The 16,251-nt window shown below is 43.1% G+C and carries 20 protein-coding genes; 9 read left to right on the top strand and 11 right to left on the bottom strand.

All coding sequences use genetic code 11. From position 1 onward, the window contains the following. Positions 1-91 precede the first annotated feature (91 nt). Positions 92-475, top strand: a complete 384-nt coding sequence (locus NAF01_RS21230; RefSeq protein ID WP_048012008.1) for a hotdog fold thioesterase — start codon at positions 92-94, stop codon at positions 473-475. A gap of 766 nt (positions 476-1,241) precedes the next feature. Here NAF01_RS21230 and mnhG read toward each other — a convergent pair. The 7 genes from mnhG to NAF01_RS21195 are packed head-to-tail and all read right to left on the bottom strand — an operon-like array spanning position 1,242 to position 6,995. After that, the gene (gene mnhG / locus NAF01_RS21225; protein WP_248349475.1) at positions 1,242-1,613 is read right to left on the bottom strand and encodes a monovalent cation/H(+) antiporter subunit G; all 372 of its coding nucleotides are present in this window, start codon (positions 1,611-1,613) and stop codon (positions 1,242-1,244) included. Continuing rightward, entirely contained in the window at positions 1,597-1,881 is a 285-nt protein-coding gene (locus NAF01_RS21220; RefSeq protein WP_159344920.1) for a Na(+)/H(+) antiporter subunit F1, read from the bottom strand. Before NAF01_RS21220 ends, mnhG begins: the two co-directional genes overlap by 17 nt. Continuing rightward, on the bottom strand, positions 1,881-2,357 hold the full coding sequence (locus NAF01_RS21215) for a Na+/H+ antiporter subunit E (RefSeq protein WP_197249318.1): 477 nt from the start codon (positions 2,355-2,357) through the stop codon (positions 1,881-1,883). Before NAF01_RS21215 ends, NAF01_RS21220 begins: the two co-directional genes overlap by 1 nt. Before the next feature lie 2 nt (positions 2,358-2,359). Next, positions 2,360-3,853 carry a Na+/H+ antiporter subunit D gene (locus tag NAF01_RS21210; protein ID WP_248349474.1) on the bottom strand — a complete coding sequence of 498 codons (1,494 nt, stop codon included), beginning with the start codon at positions 3,851-3,853 and terminating at the stop codon, positions 2,360-2,362. Further along, on the bottom strand, positions 3,846-4,184 hold the full coding sequence (locus NAF01_RS21205; RefSeq protein WP_248349473.1) for a Na(+)/H(+) antiporter subunit C: 339 nt from the start codon (positions 4,182-4,184) through the stop codon (positions 3,846-3,848). The genes NAF01_RS21210 and NAF01_RS21205 overlap by 8 nt, the downstream gene beginning before the upstream one ends. Next, on the bottom strand, positions 4,184-4,606 hold the full coding sequence (locus tag NAF01_RS21200; RefSeq protein ID WP_250801080.1) for a Na(+)/H(+) antiporter subunit B: 423 nt from the start codon (positions 4,604-4,606) through the stop codon (positions 4,184-4,186). The genes NAF01_RS21205 and NAF01_RS21200 overlap by 1 nt, the downstream gene beginning before the upstream one ends. Beyond that, entirely contained in the window at positions 4,593-6,995 is a 2,403-nt protein-coding gene (locus NAF01_RS21195; RefSeq protein WP_250801079.1) for a Na+/H+ antiporter subunit A, read from the bottom strand. Before NAF01_RS21195 ends, NAF01_RS21200 begins: the two co-directional genes overlap by 14 nt. Positions 6,996-7,447: 452 nt before the next feature. Between NAF01_RS21195 and NAF01_RS21190 the strand changes: the two genes are divergently transcribed. Next, positions 7,448-7,666, top strand: a complete 219-nt coding sequence (locus NAF01_RS21190) for a hypothetical protein (protein WP_048011699.1) — start codon at positions 7,448-7,450, stop codon at positions 7,664-7,666. 43 nt (positions 7,667-7,709) lie between these two features. Here NAF01_RS21190 and NAF01_RS21185 read toward each other — a convergent pair whose 3' ends face one another. Next, the gene (locus NAF01_RS21185) at positions 7,710-8,252 is read right to left on the bottom strand and encodes a hypothetical protein (protein WP_226620220.1); all 543 of its coding nucleotides are present in this window, start codon (positions 8,250-8,252) and stop codon (positions 7,710-7,712) included. Between the two features lie 238 nt (positions 8,253-8,490). Here NAF01_RS21185 and kapD point away from each other — a divergent pair, with 238 nt between their 5' ends. After that, on the top strand, positions 8,491-9,111 hold the full coding sequence (gene kapD, locus NAF01_RS21180) for a 3'-5' exonuclease KapD (RefSeq protein ID WP_226620221.1): 621 nt from the start codon (positions 8,491-8,493) through the stop codon (positions 9,109-9,111). Between the two features lie 39 nt (positions 9,112-9,150). Here the strand turns inward: kapD and NAF01_RS21175 are convergent, their stop codons facing one another. Continuing rightward, a complete protein-coding gene (locus tag NAF01_RS21175) occupies positions 9,151-9,531 on the bottom strand; it encodes a kinase-associated lipoprotein KapB (protein ID WP_250801078.1) in 381 nt (126 codons plus the stop codon). A gap of 122 nt (positions 9,532-9,653) precedes the next feature. Between NAF01_RS21175 and NAF01_RS21170 the strand changes: the two genes are divergently transcribed. The 5 genes from NAF01_RS21170 (at position 9,654) to NAF01_RS21150 (ending at position 12,896) form a co-directional block, all read left to right on the top strand. Continuing rightward, positions 9,654-10,385, top strand: coding sequence for a peptidylprolyl isomerase (locus NAF01_RS21170; protein WP_284709488.1), 732 nt, complete (start codon positions 9,654-9,656; stop codon positions 10,383-10,385). A 75-nt stretch (positions 10,386-10,460) separates the two neighbouring features. Further along, entirely contained in the window at positions 10,461-10,670 is a 210-nt protein-coding gene (locus NAF01_RS21165; RefSeq protein ID WP_035332039.1) for a hypothetical protein, read from the top strand. A 142-nt stretch (positions 10,671-10,812) separates the two neighbouring features. Continuing rightward, a complete protein-coding gene (locus NAF01_RS21160) occupies positions 10,813-11,376 on the top strand; it encodes a superoxide dismutase family protein (protein WP_197218663.1) in 564 nt (187 codons plus the stop codon). Between the two features lie 115 nt (positions 11,377-11,491). Next, positions 11,492-11,866: a PH domain-containing protein gene (locus tag NAF01_RS21155; protein ID WP_035332043.1), complete on the top strand. Its 375-nt coding sequence runs from the start codon at positions 11,492-11,494 to the stop codon at positions 11,864-11,866. A 91-nt stretch (positions 11,867-11,957) separates the two neighbouring features. Beyond that, positions 11,958-12,896, top strand: coding sequence for a nuclease-related domain-containing protein (locus NAF01_RS21150; RefSeq protein ID WP_250801077.1), 939 nt, complete (start codon positions 11,958-11,960; stop codon positions 12,894-12,896). Positions 12,897-13,804: 908 nt separating this feature from the next. Here the strand turns inward: NAF01_RS21150 and NAF01_RS21145 are convergent. Next, the gene (locus NAF01_RS21145) at positions 13,805-14,974 is read right to left on the bottom strand and encodes a MalY/PatB family protein (protein ID WP_250801076.1); all 1,170 of its coding nucleotides are present in this window, start codon (positions 14,972-14,974) and stop codon (positions 13,805-13,807) included. 114 nt (positions 14,975-15,088) lie between these two features. Here NAF01_RS21145 and NAF01_RS21140 point away from each other — a divergent pair, with 114 nt between their 5' ends. Further along, positions 15,089-15,349 carry a DUF1871 family protein gene (locus tag NAF01_RS21140; RefSeq protein WP_163144912.1) on the top strand — a complete coding sequence of 87 codons (261 nt, stop codon included), beginning with the start codon at positions 15,089-15,091 and terminating at the stop codon, positions 15,347-15,349. A 40-nt stretch (positions 15,350-15,389) separates the two neighbouring features. On the opposite strand, the gene NAF01_RS21135 is transcribed toward NAF01_RS21140, so the two are convergent. Continuing rightward, positions 15,390-16,232: an alpha/beta fold hydrolase gene (locus NAF01_RS21135; RefSeq protein WP_163144913.1), complete on the bottom strand. Its 843-nt coding sequence runs from the start codon at positions 16,230-16,232 to the stop codon at positions 15,390-15,392. Positions 16,233-16,251: the final 19 nt, after the last annotated feature.

Genomic DNA, 16,251 nt, shown 5'->3' with positions numbered 1-16,251 from the left:
TTTGAGATTGTCCAAGAGGACATCCATAGTTTGTTCTTATATAATGAAGTATAGTATGACAACATTTTACATAGCGAAAGGGGATTGGGGAATGGAATTGAAAGGTACTCTAATCGAAACACTCGGAATGGAAATCGTGTCACTTGAAAAAGGCCGTGTTGTTGCCACTATGCCTGTTGATGAACGCACCCGCCAGCCGTTTGGCCTCCTGCATGGAGGGGCATCTGTCGCCCTTGCAGAAACTGTTGCAAGCATCGGAGCATTTGAACTTTGCGACAAAGAAACGGAGTCCGTGGCAGGGCTTGAGATCAATGCTAACCATATACGTGCCAAAAAAGATGGGATCGTGACGGCTGTCGCAACAGTGCTGCATCAGGGGAGAACTACAATGGTCTGGGATATCAAAATAACAGATGAAAATGACAAACTGGTTTGCACATCAAGATGTACCATGGCAGTAATAAAAAGAAAATAAATAATAAAAAACCGCAAGAGGATTTCTCTTGCGGTTTTCCTATTTATCGCAGTCTAACGGGCAGTAAGACCCCCACTTCAAGACTCAGAGGAATCAAAGGAGGATAAGCGGGGTCAAACTGCCCAATCCAGCTGCGGCTCCTAGGGGTTCGAGGTCATAAGCCAATCAGCTGATGGGAAGAAAAGCACTTCTCACCATCTGCTCGTCTTATGCTTGTCACCCCTGGGGAAGTCGCCTCGCTTTATAATGTAAAGGCCCAAAAGAAGGACAAAGACTAAGAACGCCACATCCTCCCAAAAGCTGCCGCTTTCGGTCGTGCGATGTATCGCTGCCGCAGCTTTCCTTGTCCTGTGGCAACGTCTTTGTGACCCACTTCCTCCCAAAAGCTGTCGCATTTGGTCGTGCGATGCTCATGCTGACGAAGCCTTCCTTGTCCTGTGGGCCTCAACTAACAATCAGCGGGGAGAAAAGCACTCCCCGCTGATTGAAGTTTCACTTTATCGCAGTCTAACGGGCAGTAAGACCCCCACTTCAAGACTCAGAGGAATCAAAGGAGGATAAGCGGGGGCAAACTGCCCAATCCAGCTGCGGCTCCTAGGGGCTCGAGGTCATAAGCCAATCAGCTGATGGGAAGAAAAGCACTTCCCACCATCTGCTCGTCTTATGCTTGTCACCCCTGGGCAAGTCGCCTCGCTTTATAATGTAAAGGCCCGATTGGTTCAACTAACAATCAGTGGGAAAAAACTCCACTGATTGAAGTTTCACTTTATGATTGTTCCTTGCTGCTTGCCTTTTTCATATGTGGTGCATCTTTCAAGTCATCCTGTACACTTTTATCCCATAGCTCTACACCGGAGTTATAAGCTGCCCGGGCAATTAAATGCCCGGCTACAGGTGATGTCATGAAGATGAATATAATTCCGAGCAGCACTCTGGAATTGAAAAAGCCATCTTTAACATAAAAGAACAGCAGGGCTCCAAGCAGTATGGACATAACCCCCAGTGTAGCGGACTTTGATGCCGCATGGTTCCTGGTATAAACATCAGGAAGCCTGATAACGCCATATGCAGCGACAAGGCTTAAAAAAGCACCCAGTATAATCAGCACAATAATGACAATATTAGCGATCTCGTTCATTTTCGATAATAACCCCCTTCTCCAGATATTTAGAGAAGGCTACGGTCCCTATAAAGGCAAGAATCCCGATCAGAAGGATAACCTCCACATAAGCACTTGTATTAAGGGCGATAGAAATCAATGCAACAATTGCAACAAGATTTATGCCAATAGCATCAAGTGCAACCACACGGTCTGGCGTGGTCGGCCCTTTAATCACTCTGTAGATCAACCCGATGGTGGCAGCCGAAATGATAAGGATGGCACTTAGAACAACAGTATTCAGCATTACCGGCTCACCTCCAAGATTGCTTTTTCAAACGAGTTCCTGATAGAATCAATGGTTTCCTCTGCATCTTCAATATCAATTGCATGGATGTAAAGAATCTTATTATCCGGAGAAACGTCTACAACCAATGTCCCCGGAGTCAGTGTGATCAAATTCGATAGCACTGTTATTTCCCAGTCCTTTTTCAGAACAGTAGGGTAGGCGAAAATGCCTGGCTGCATATCAAGTTTGGGTCTTAACAATACTTTAAGCACGCCGATGTTCGCTAAGATAAGCTCTTTGATGAAAAGAAACAAAAGATTGATTACCGCTACAACTCTTAATAGATAAAAGCGTGAATCGAAAAATCTTCTGAAAGTAAAGATGATGAGCAGGCCAAAAAGGTATCCTTTAAGGAACGCAACCGGTTCGTATGATCCTGTTAAAAACATCCACATAAACCCAAGGAACACATTTAATAATATTTGAAATGCCATACTCAATACTCCTTTAAAACTGCTTCAATATATATTTCCGGATTTGCAAGAGTTTCAGCAGCCTGTAAGATATACGGATAAACGTACTCCGAGCCGGCTCCGTAGAAAACGGCAATGATAACAAGGATTACCGGGGCAATCAACATTTTGCCGACAGGTACTTTGTCTTCCCCTTTATAGGCGCGAGGTGTACCCCAAAAGCCATTAATGAAGACTTTCATGATTGAAAACAGCACAAGAAGACTGGACATTAAAACAATCCCTGCTCCCCAGTAATGTTCTGCTTCGAATCCTCCTTTAACAATTAGAAGCTTTCCAACAAACCCGCTTAACGGAGGAATTCCCGCAAGAGCAAGCGCTGCGATGAAGAAGGTCCATCCCAGACCGGGATAGCGCTTGATCAGCCCGCTTATCTTATGCAAATTGCTTGTTCCGGCAATTGCAATCACGATGCCGGCAAGTAAGAATAGAGCCGCCTTAATAATCATATCATGAATCAAATAGAAGATTGACCCGGTAAGGGAATCAGTCGTCATAGCTGATACTCCAAACAAAATTGCCCCTACAGCAATGATGATATTGTAGATGATGATTTTCTTAATATCCCAGTAGGCAATTGCCCCAATGACTCCTGCGATGATCGACATAATAGCCAAAAAGCTTAAGAGCTGATGGGTAAAGCCAGTATCGTGATAAAAGAACAGCGTATAGGTTCTTGTAATGGAGTAAACTCCGACCTTTGTCAGCAGCGCTCCGAATAAAGCCAAAACAGGAGCAGGCGGTGCATAGTAAGAGCCTGGCATCCAGAAATATAAAGGAAAAATGGCGCCTTTCAATCCAAATACGATTAAAAATAGTACAGCAATCACTGTAATGATTCCTGGGGGATTCCCTTGGCTTGCTTCGCTGATGCGGACGGATATATGCGCCATATTAAGCGTTCCTACTACAGAATAAAGATAGGCAACAGCTATAACAAACAGAGCGGAAGATATTACATTCACAAGGATGTATTTAATGGACTCCCTAAGCTGTGCCTTCTTTCCGCCTAATACAAGCAAAACATACGAAGCCATCAGCATAACCTCGAAAAATACGAAAAGGTTGAAGATATCCCCTGTTGTAAAGGCACCGTTTACGCCAACAATTAAAAAGTTGAATGCAGCATAATAGTAAAACTTCTCTCTGGCTTCCCCGATGCTCCAAAATGAATAAATCAGACATAGAAATGCGATTATACTGGTTGTAAGCACCAGCAGAGCTGACATCATGTCAGAAACAAGCGTGATCCCAAACGGAGCCTCCCAGCTTGAAACATCCAGCGTTTGGATCCCGCTGACTCGGACCTTCTGAACCAGCAGGGCTGAGAAAATGATCGCAATCACTGATGAAATGCCTGCAATCCATCTTTGCAGCATGATTCTTTTAGAAACGAAGATGAGAAGGACACCTGTAACTAAAGGGATCAGGATGGGCAATATTAAAAAGTTAATCATTTCCTTCAGTTCCTCTCATTCGATCCATATTATCAGTGCCAAGCTCCTGGTAGGCACGGTATGCCAGAACCAGGAAAAACGCAGTGACCCCGAAGCTGATTACAATTGCCGTCAGGATAAGAGCCTGAGGAATTGGATCAGTATAGGGTGCTTTTTCACCCAGCAGCGGGGCAGATCCTTCTTTTAAACCGCCCATCGTTAATATCAGCATATGTGCTCCATGGCTTAAAAGCCCGGTTCCGACAATAATGCGCAGCAAGCTTTTTGACAGCATGAGATAAGTAGCTGACATAAATAAAATTCCAATTACGAAAGCCATTAATATTTCCATTATTCATCCTCTCCTATCGTTTGAATAATGGTCATCGTAACGCCAACAACAACCAGAAAAACACCAAGGTCAAACAGTGTAGCTGTATGGAGGGAAGTGTCCCCCAGAACTGGCAGGTCAATATGTCCAAAGGCATGGGTAAGGAAAGGGACATTAAATAGCAATGCTCCCGTCCCTGTACCAATGGCAAAAAGAAGTCCGACTGCAATCATGTGAATATAATTGACAGGAAGAATCTTAGAGACAGTTTTCATATCAAAAGCCAGCAGCAGCAGCACGATTGCCCCCGATGTCAGCAAACCCCCAACAAATCCGCCGCCCGGCGTATAATGGCCGGCAAAAAAGATATGGATAGAGAAAAGAACAATGAGAAACAAAACTACTTTCGTAGCAGTCTGCAAAATAATATCATTTGTTTTCATTTTTCTTTCCCCCTTCCAGGCGAAGTTTGATCATTGCAAATATTCCAAGAGCTGCAATTCCAAGAACCGTAATTTCAAACATGGTATCAAAACCACGGAAATCAACAAGAATAACGTTTACCATGTTTTTCCCGGCTGCCTCCTTATACGTATTCTCGACGTAATATTGCGCAATTGAAGGAAACATCTTATTGCTGTGCGCAGATAGGGCAATCATCGTTACAATTGCACCCACTCCAACAGAAATAAGGGCATTCGTCATTTTAAATCCCATCCGCTCCTCATGCCGGAGCTTTGGCAGATGGTAGAAAGCCAGCAGGAACAAAGAGACAGAAATAGTTTCGATTACAAGCTGTGTTAATGCAAGGTCAGGGGCCCTGAAAATAACAAAGAACAATGAAACGGTATATCCGACTGCCCCCAGCAGAATGATGGATGTCATTCTGGACTTTACAAAAAGAATGGAAATAGATGCAGCAGCGATGACTAATGCCAGCAGGACCTCAGCATAATGGATGGTTGCCACATCGCTCGTATCGAATTTAAAAGCATCTTTCAGAACCAGGGTGGCAGCCAGAGCAACAATGAAAAATGAAAAAATATACACAAGATAGGTTCTGATGAATCCGTTCATATATAATCTTGTTAAGTTGAAGGAAGCCCTCTGTGATACTTCCAGCATAGAATCGTAAAAACGATTCAGAGCCAATTTTTCAGGGAAGAAATCATATACTCTTCTCCACTTTGGCAGAGTGACAAAGAGCAGAATTCCCAATGTAATAACACCTAAAGTCATGAACAGTTCAGGCGTAAATCCATGCCAGAAGTATATATGAGTATCATATACATACCCTTCAACAGGCATGATGGCTGCCTGTGCCGGAGAGATGAGCGTGTTTGAAATAATATTAGGGAAGAAACCGATAATGATAACTAATGAAGCCAGGATAATGGGTGAAATCAGCATCCCGATTGGAGCTTCATGCGGTTTCTTTTCTAATTGTTCAGGCTGGTACTTTCCTGTGAACGTTTTGAATACAAGGATCATGCTGTAAATGAACGTGAATACACTTGCCACCCAGGCAATAACAGGGAACAAGAATCCCCATGTATCCAAATTGAAAATATCCATTTCCAAAACACGGACCATACCTGTGAAGAACATTTCCTTACTTAAGAACCCATTGAAAGGCGGAAGCCCTGCCATGGAAAATGTGCCGATGATCGCCAAAGTAAAGGTAATCGGCATAAAGTTCATAAGACCGCCAAGCTTGCGGATATCACGGGTTCCGGTTTCATGATCGACAATTCCGGCTACCATGAAGAGACTTCCTTTAAAGGTGGCATGGTTGATCAAATGAAAAACAGCAGCTGTAGTGGCAACCGTAAAATAACTGTCATCCACTGTTTCAAAGTGAAGCGCTGCAGCGCCGATGCCGAGAAGGGACATGATCATCCCCAGCTGGCTGACTGTTGAGAAAGCCAGAATGGCTTTAAGGTCAGTCTGTTTGACAGCTGAAAAGGAACCCCAGAATAAGGTTGTAATGCCAAATCCAGCAATGAGCCAGAACCAGAGCGAATGCTCAGCAAATACCGGACTCATACGTGCTACTAAATAAATGCCGGCTTTAACCATCGTTGCCGAGTGCAGATATGCACTGACGGGTGTTGGAGCTTCCATGGCATCCGGCAGCCAGATGTGAAATGGAAACTGCGCGGACTTGGTAAAAGCCCCAAGCAAAAAGCAAAGGAGAGCAGGAACGAATAATGAATGTGAAAATATCTCATCTGATCCAGCGATAATTTCCGAAATGCTGAATGTGCCTGTCATCAAATAAAGAAGGATGATGCCTCCAAGCATAGAAAGACCGCCGAAAACGGTAATGATCATCGACTTCTGTGCGCCATATCTTGATTTCTCTCTGTGGTACCAATACCCGATTAGCAGGAATGAAGAAAAACTCGTGAATTCCCAGAAAGTATAAAGCACAATCAGGTTATCAGATAGGACAACCCCAAGCATGGCTCCCATAAATAGAAGCAAGTACACATAAAAGGTGTTCAGTTTTTCTTTATTTTTATCAAGGTAATAGATGGAATACAGAACAACCAATGATCCTATTCCGGTAATCAGCAAAGCAAAAAGCAAACCGAGACCGTCTACTTTTGCCGTGAAATCAATCCCCAGAGCGGGTATCCACGAAAAAGACTTTGTGACGGACTGCTGATTGGAGGTGATGGATAAATAAGAAATAAAATAACTGAATAAAAGGATTGGCAGAGGAAGTACAAACCAACCCGTATGTATCTGCCTGAACAGCTTGTACGCAATAGGCACAAGGATGGCAAGCAAAAATGGTGAAATTATTGCCAGGTGAAGCAAAGACAAGACATTACCCCCTTTAAATTAATTGCGAGTTATTCAACAAAGTATCCTATCAGGCAGCTTGATGAAGCCGCTATATGGCATCTAACGGTTCAGGATGGATATTTGGAATAATGTATTTTTCTTCCGCAGAATGTATAATCTATTCCTGCAATTAGTAAGCGCTTAATAAAAGTTTTTCCACCTTCCCCCATATTATCCAGCCAGGGCAGGCATGACAGTCGTGCCATATTCATCATTACTATCCGTTCATGCACCTCAGAACAAATTATAACCTAAAAAGAAAGTCTGTGCATTCTTCCAACCCTTATCGTTAAAGGATTTATCCATTCTTATTAAATAGGTAGAAACACGAATGTATCAGGAAAAATTTTTTTGAAAAAATATATAAAAAGAAAGCACATTTGTATAAAAAATCATTCATTCAAGCACACTATTAGTAGGTGGTGTTATGCATGATTAAACATAAAATTTCAGCAGCCATTACAATCTTTGCCCTGCTGTTTGCAGGCGCCTGGATATTGAACCACCAAACAAAAAGGGAATTCTATATTCCGGCAGACGAAGAAGTGGTCGAATTATTACCTGCAGATTATAAAATGGAAGCTGGAAAAGAACAAAAGCTGAAGGTGTTTGAGCCTAGGGAATATGTGAGGATACAGACGGCTTCATAAGAAAAAGAGGGTGTGCTTTGGCACATCCTCTCTTTCTGCTGTATTAAGTTTTACTGCGGCCGCGGTTTTGGAAAATCATGATGGCTAGCGGAACCGTAATGATAAAGGAAAGGAAGAATAGGAGGAGTAACTTGGAGAAGGGGGTAATGCTTTTTTCGATATTATCAACATACCGTTCAAAAAACTCCCTGATTGATTCATTGCCAAGCACATTGGATGCTGTCAGAAATTCTTTTTTGTCAAAATCATAATAAAAGAAATCTTTTTTCTTAAATATAAATAAGTCATCCCGTTTTTGTTCCAATTCCAAAAAAACAATGCCGATATGGGAAGTATATCTCTCAATAACCTCTTCATTTTCTGATGTTTGCGGGTCATCAGATGTAACGATCTTTGTTACCTGTCCCTGCATTCCGTACGCATCGATGACTGAAAAGGAGTTTTCGCTGTAATAATGGACTGTGCTTCGAAGCTGTTCCTCGAGTATGTCTTCAAACTCTTTTTCAGCATCAGCAGCTTTCGCAGGCATTAGGGATCCCACGAACAGCAGGACTGCAAACAAAAAACAGCACATTCCTTTTTTCATACCCTGCCCCCTTTATCTCTATTTGTCTCTTAAGATTACTAGAATATGGTTTATGTTTATGCTGGGAAGAATGGAAATATACAGCTTGCCGGGCGGGTTATTCCATAATAGATAGCTAGATAAGGAGAGCGATGGAGAAATTCCAGCATAAAAGCAATTTGATCAGAAAATTTAAACATTTCATGCTATAATATAAGAAATTAAGTCCGTTAAATCTTAAGGGAAAGCAGGTGAAAACATGGGGGAGGAACATCAATACTTATTTATTGATTTTGAGTTTACCATGCCTGATAAAGGCAATGCTTTCAGAGGTTTTTTTCCGGAAATTATCGAAGCCGGCATTGTATCAGTTATCAGCAATCAGGTTTGTGAAGAGTTCTCTTCATATGTAACTCCTGTCCGGTTTCCGATATTGTCCGAGCGATGCAAATCCTTTCTGCATATATCACAGGACCAAGTAGATCAGGGAATGGATTTTCTTGAATTGGTCAAGAAAATGAAGGATATGAACAGAAATCGTTCCTGCACAATCGTTACGTGGGGAAATATGGATATGAAGGTGCTTAGAAATAATTGTATCCAGGCTGGAGTGGATTTTCCATTCAGGGGCAGGGAAGTGGATCTTTCGATGGAATATAAGCGATTCTTTGGGGACCAAAACCAGACAGGATTATGGAAAGCAGTTCAGGAATACGGCAAAGAAGGAACCGGAAAACATCACCGAGCACTGGATGATGCCTTGACGACTTACAATATTTTCAGACTGGTAGAAAAGGATAAAAAGTATCTGCAAAGGCCGGAGCCTACAACAATTGGCGACCGGGTGGATTTCTCGAAGCTGTTTAATAAATTTGCCTGACAAGCCAAATCCATCAAAGCGATTTGGCTTGTATTCATTTTACTTAAAATAATCTTTCCCCAATGAGTCGAGATTTCTTATGCTTTGCTCAGCCCATGGAGAAGAATCTCCTTCCAGCTCCGTTCTCATTCTATCCAGTGCTATTTGAAGCGAATCCTTATAATCTGGTATTTCTTCTGCGAAAGGCTTTACCATTTGCTTAGGCACATTCGTCTGCTCTCTGTATGCAAGTGCGCGGCGTTCATGAAAAAGCATCACGTCCGCTTCTTTAGGATTATGCAAATCGCCCTGCATGGGATGCTTTAGGACCCCAAGCACTCTGACCAGGTAATGCTGCGGCCGGATATCTGTCACTTCCCCGATATACTTGCCTGTTTTATAGATGGCTGTTACTTTGTCGCCTATCTTTACTTCTGCCAACCTAACCTCTCCTTTTTCATTTTCTTTAGCCCTATTATGAAGCCTGAAAAAACAAAGTGCAAATTTTCAATAAATCAGGTAAGCTAAAAAATGATTAGTTTTTTATAGGAGGCTGAAAAATAATGAAATGGCGAATGTTAACTCCCATTCTAATTCTGATGTTTATCCTGTCAGCATGCGGGACAAGCACTGAAAAAGAAGCGGACAATGCAACTGGCTCTGAGACTGAAGAAAACCAGACAAATAACCAGTCAAGTGAAACTCCAGACAATTTTCCGCAGCTGACTGAAGAAGTGCAGGGAAATGAAAGACTGGTGGAAATGCAGACATCAAAAGGGAATATTAAAATTAAACTTTTCCCGGACCAGGCCCCGAAAGCTGTTGAAAATTTCATTAAGCACAGTGAAGATGGCTACTACGACGGCTTGATTTTTCACCGTGTCATTCAGGACTTTATGATTCAGGGCGGCGATCCTGAGGGAACCGGCATGGGCGGAGAAAGCATTTACGGTGAAGCATTTCAGGATGAATTCTCCAATGAGCTCTATAATATTCGCGGAGCTTTATCCATGGCGAATTCCGGTCCAAACACAAACGGAAGCCAATTCTTTATTGTTCAGAACACGGCACTTGATCCAAGCCTGAAAGAACAAATGGAAAAGGCCGGCTATCCGGAAGAAATCATTAAAGCTTATGAAAAAGGCGGTACACCTTGGCTTGACAATAAGCATACTGTTTTTGGACAGGTTGTTGAGGGAATGGATGTAGTCGACAGCATTGCAGCGGTTGAAACAGCCGAACAGGACAAGCCTGCGGAAGATGTGGTTATTGAAAAGATCGAGGTATTGAAATAAGTTCATTGGACTGTGCAGCCTTTGCTGATATAATAATTTAATGGACACTGCTTTTAGCAGAAAGGATGGATTAGAATGCTGCAATGGTATGTACTGTCACTGTTTTTGTATTTTCCTGAAGATAAATCAGAATACGGCCCGGCAGCTTTAACGTTTGCCATCTTCTTAATTGGGGCCATTCTTACCATGAGATTAATTATCCGTGTATCAAGGCGCGAAGCAGCCAAAGCGAAAGAGCTTGAAGAGCGCATTGACAGGCAAAATAGACAAGAGGGGAACAGCTGAGCGGCTGTTCTTCTTTTTTTGTGTAAGATCTAGCCTCAGCTTCCAGGAGTCGGGGGTGAGCATGGCACTTGCGCTGCTCTTGTTTATTAATAAAGTGATTGGGCAACACTAAAGGCAAATTGTCTTGATGGAGGATTCAATCATGAGAAAAGGCTTGATGCTTGGTGTTTTTCTTCTTCTGTCCGGCTGCGGGGAAGAGAATATTACAAATACAGAAGTCGAAATGTATAATGCTGCAGGTGATTCATTAGGCACCATTAAGGTGCAGGAACAAGCGAGCGGAGTAAAATTGACCGGTGATCTGAGCGGGCTGCCGCCGGGGGAGCTTGCTATCCATATCCATGAAGAAGCAAAATGCGAACCCCCTGATTTCAAATCCGCCGGAAATCATTTCAATCCTGATAATAAGGAGCATGGTCTGCTTCACCCAAAAGGATCCCATGCGGGTGATCTTCCCAACTTGATTGTCGAGGATGACGGCAAAGTTAAGATTGATTTTATGGCGCCTCAGGTCACATTAAAAGAAGACAAAACTTCATTGCTGACAAAGGAAGGGACCTCCATTGTCATCCATGACGGGCCGGATGATGGCATGACCCAGCCGGCAGGAGATTCCGGAGAACGCATTGCCTGCGGCCGTATTTCAAAAGATAAAAAAGAAGAAGGGCAGAAAAAAGCACAGGATGATCAGTCAACAAAAGAATAAATAAGTGAAGGCTTTCCGGGAAGGGAAAGCCTTTATCACTGGGAATTTTTCCGGACGATCCGTATAATGGAGTTAACCGTATAATGGAGTTAACCTTATAATGGAGGTTGGTTAAATGGGAATTTTCGATGGCTTTATCGGCAATGCCTCTGAAGCGGACATTAAGGAGGTACAGGACGAATTTTCAGCCGTCCTTGCCCCAAGTGAACAGGTTGAAAAAGCCTACAGGCTGGTCCGTGATTTATTCATTTTTACAAACAAGCGCCTGATTCTGGTGGATAAGCAGGGAATCACAGGGAAAAAAATTGAGTATCACAGCATCCCTTATAAAAACATTACCCATTTTAGCATTGAAACCGCAGGCAGCTTCGATCTGGAGGCCGAATTAAAAATTTGGATCTCAGGATCAGACGAACCGATTGAAAAACATTTTAATAAAAACTTGAACATCTACGAAGTGCAGAGCGTGCTTGCTGAATATGTACTATGAATCCCCTTGCTTTTTAAAACCAAGGGGATTTTGCTTGTAGTCTTGGAGGAGTTTTCATAAAATTAAATTATCTTAATAAAGGATGTGAGTGATGATAAACAAACTCCGTATCGAACCAAAGGAGCTGGAAATCCTCCGTTTTCTCTCCCGCCGCCTGAAGCTGCCTTTGAAAAATGAAAAACAGTATCTGCATCTAGAGAAGGGCTATGCAGGCGAGCAGCATTTTGACAGGGAGCTACAGGACTTACCAGACTCTTGTATTATTTTAAATGATCTATTGCTGGAAAACAGCAATACCCACTTCCAAATCGATACCCTCCTTATCGCCGGCAGCACTCTATTTGTCTTTGAAGTAAAAAACTACGAGGGTGACTATTGCATAGAAAATGAAAGATGGTACTCCCTTCCGTCCAAAACAGAAATAAAAAATCCCCTTCTTCAGCTGCAGAGATGCGAAACACTTTTGCGAGGACTCCTAAAAGAACTCGGCTTTCATCTTCCCATCAAATCACACCTGATCTTCATTAACCCCGGCTTTCAGCTTTATCAGGCTCCACTAAATATTTCCGCAGTATTTCCTTCACAGCTAAAACGATTTCTTACAAAATTAAAAAATACTCCAACTGCGGCGAAATCCAGAAACATGAAGCTCGCGGAGCAGTTAAATGCCCGCTGTATGAAAGAGAACCCCTACATAAGAATACCAGAATATAACTATGCCCAATTGCGGAAAGGGATCCCGTGTGATTCGTGTTCCTCGTTCTTGACCCCCTTTACTCAAGGATACTTAACGTGCGGGGAATGTGGTTTGAAAGAAAAGGCAGACACTGCGATACTGCGTTGTGTGAATGAATTTAGGGTTCTGTTTCCAGATAGGAAAATTACTACAAATACGATAGTGGATTGGTGCGGAGGTGTAGGGTCTGGGAAGACTGTGCGGAGGATACTAGTGAGAAATTATGAGAAAAAAGGAGGGGGAAAGCTTCATATTATCAAAGAAGGTAAAAACAGGAGAAGAGGTTTGAGGTGATTAAGTAATTAATCAGAGGGGATAACGCCCAAAAGTGGAGCGGCCAAAGAAACTGGTAGTTAATCAGAGGGAATAACGCCGAAGAAGGAGAGCGACTAAAGAAAATGGTAATTAATCAGAGGGGATAATGCCCAAAAGTGGAGCGACCAAAGAAAAATGGTAGTTAATCGGAGGGAATAACGCCGAAAAGTGGAGCGGCCAAAGAAACTGGTAGTTAATCAGAGGGAATAACGCCGAAGAAGGAGAGCGACTAAAGAAAATGGTAATTAATCAGAGGGGATAATGCCCAAAAGTGGAGCGACCAAAGAAAAATGGTAGTTAATCGGAGGGAATAACGCCGAAAAGTGGAGCGACCAAAGAAACTGGTAGTTAATCAGAGGGGATAATGCCGAAGAAGGAGAGCGACTAAAGAAAATGGTAATTAATCAGAGGGGATAATGCCCAAAAGTGGAGCGACCAAAGAAAAATGGTAGTTAATCGGAGGGAATAACGCCGAAAAGTGGAGCGACCAAAGAAAAATGGTAGTTAATCAGAGGGAATAACGCCGAAAAGTGGAGCGACCAAAGAAAAATGGTAGTTAATCGGAGGAAATAACGCCGAAATGGAGAGCGACTAGAGAAACTGGTAGTTAATCAGAGGGAATAACGCCGAAAAGTGGAGCGACCAAAGAAAAATGGTAGTTAATCAGAGGGAATAACGCCGAAGAAGGAGAGCGACTAGAGAAAATGGTAATTAATCAGAGGGGATAACGCCCAAAAGTGAAGCGACCAAAGAAATATGGTAGTTAATCAGAGGGAATAACGTCCAAAATGAAGAACGACCAACGAAAAGGGTACTTAATCAGACCGGCCACCGCAATCTCGCACAACGCAAAAAGCACGGCCTTCCAGCCGTGCCTCCACACACTATTACTCAAAGGCCCGCTTCAGCCTATCCAGTCCCTCCGCCAATACTTCATGCGTGCAGGCAATGTTCATCCGGACGAAGCCTTCACCGCCCTGGCCGTATTTCGGGCCAGGCTCCAATGCGAGTTTTCCTTTTTCCAAAAGCCTTTGGCGCAGTTCGGCATCACTTAATCCCAATTCGCGGCAATCCAGCCATAGGAGATAGGTGCCGTCCGGCTCCATCAGGCGAATACCGGGAAGGTGCTCACCAATAAATTCAGCTGCTGTTCGCTTATTTTCAGCGAGATAATCCATAAGACCATCGAGCCATTCTTCGCCATGGCGGTAAGCTGCCTCCATGCCAATGATGCCGAAGGCCGACAGCGTAAAGAATCCTTGCTTGTGCTGTTCTGCCTGGAATGCCTTTCGCAGCTTCTCATTGCTAATAATGGCAGCTGAAGCCTGGATCCCTGCAAGGTTCCAGGTTTTTGTCGGAGCTATGCAGGTGACCGTAATGTCTGCAAATTGTGGATCCATTGAAGCAATGGGATAATGCTTATGGCCTTTATAAATTAAATCAGAATGGATTTCATCGGAAAGAATAAGGCAATTATATTTTACGCATAGCTCCCCTATTTTCCTAAGTTCCTCTTCTGTCCACATGCGGCCTCCAGGATTGTGCGGATTACATAGGAGGAATAGTTTCACTCCTTCTTTCAATTTGTCTTCAAAATCGGCAAAATCAATTTCGTACCGGCCGTTCTCGAGCTTCAGCTGAGAATTAACGACTTTGCGGCCATTCTGTTTAATCATCTCAAAGAAAGGAGTATATACGGGAGACTGGAGCATTACTTTCTCCTCTTTTTCCGTAAAAGCCTGGATCGCAGTTGCGATGGAGGGAACCACTCCCGTGCTGTATAAAATCCACTCATTATTAATTTTCCAGCCATGCCGCCTGTAAAGCCACTGTCCGATAGAGTCTGCGGTTGAATCAGGAGCAAATGTGTATCCGTAGACTCCATGAGCTATTCTGTCCTCGATGGCTTTTTTTACTTCCTCGGGTGGCTGAAAATCCATGTCCGCTACCCACATCGGCAATACATCGGATCTGCCGAAAACCTCCCTGGTCCGATCCCACTTAACAGAAGCTGTATTTTCCCTGCTGATTTTTTGATGGAAATGAAAACGATCCAACTCTGTCACCGCCTTTAGAATTCTTTTATGTATCCTGACTCTATGATATGATATTGATGCTAAAAATTAAAATATTGCGGCTTCGTTCAGCCGAATAATAATCAGGTGATATAAATGGAAATTCAGCAAACGAATCTTTTGCTTGTTTATACACTGGATCAGTGGGATCCATTTAGAGTTGGGCCGGGCAACTATGACACTGAAATTGCAGATTCAGTTCAGGCAGTCCATGATTTGGATGATCAGGTGAAATTAGCCAGAAAGATTCAATCCATATATGAATTTTCCTTTGAGGAAATCATTCCATTGGAAAATTGCATAGAAATCTCCGGGCGTCTTCTTGAAATCAAGAATAATGGCTCCTGCGCTATGTAAAGTGAAAAAAGGCAGCTCTCCGACCCGGGGGCTGCCTTTTTCATCTGCACACTTGAACGGAATTTACAAAACTCCGAATGTGCTTTAGAACATCTTCCGGCCGCTCTTCCGGCACGAGATGACCGGTATCTTTTAACACCACCAGTTTGGAATTCTTTAAATCTTTATTCAGCCGTTTTCCGATATGAAGCGGAACGACCCTGTCGTGTTCTCCCCATATTAGAAGGCATGGTGTTTCTATTTTCCTTAATGCAGCAGCAGGCATATCGCCTTCCCTGTCGCGAATCATCCTGGTTAAGGCCCGGAAAATATCGTCTTCTAAAAAGGGCGACAAATAGCCATAGAGCATTTCATCATCAATCATGGAATGATCGTAAACAACATTTTTTAAATTCTGTTTTACCCCTGAGCGCTGAAGATATAATTTCACATACAGATGAAAGAACGGTATGTAGCTTGAAAAGATGATATGCGGCTTCATTCGTTTCATATACCCGGAACTGCACAGCAGTACGGCCTGGTCAACCAGATCAGGGTTGGAATGTGCAACATTTAATACAATCTGTCCTCCCATGGAATGCCCTATTAAAGTGACCTTTTCAAAGCCCAGTTTTTCTGATAAGCGGATAACCGTATCAGCCAGGTTTTTATAGGAGTAGACGAACTGCTGGGATTTCCCGCTTTTGCCGAAGGGCGGTAAATCCATCGAAACCACATTGAATTCCGTTTGCAGCAGAGGAATCAGCCTGCGAAAGCTAAAGGTGGACGAAAGAAAACCGTGCAGCAGAACCAGGGTATTCCTGGAGGACTCATGCTTATAGTATTCATAATAAACATCTGTTCCATTAATTGGCTCTGTTCCTGAAAATGTCGCTTGTTCCATGGGCCTTCCCCCTCCTAGA

Source organism: Cytobacillus firmus (genome assembly GCF_023657595.1).
Classification (GTDB): domain Bacteria; phylum Bacillota; class Bacilli; order Bacillales; family Cytobacillaceae; genus Cytobacillus; species Cytobacillus firmus_B.
Note: the sequence above shows the minus strand (reverse complement) of the source record. Positions and strands in the feature narration are given on the sequence as shown.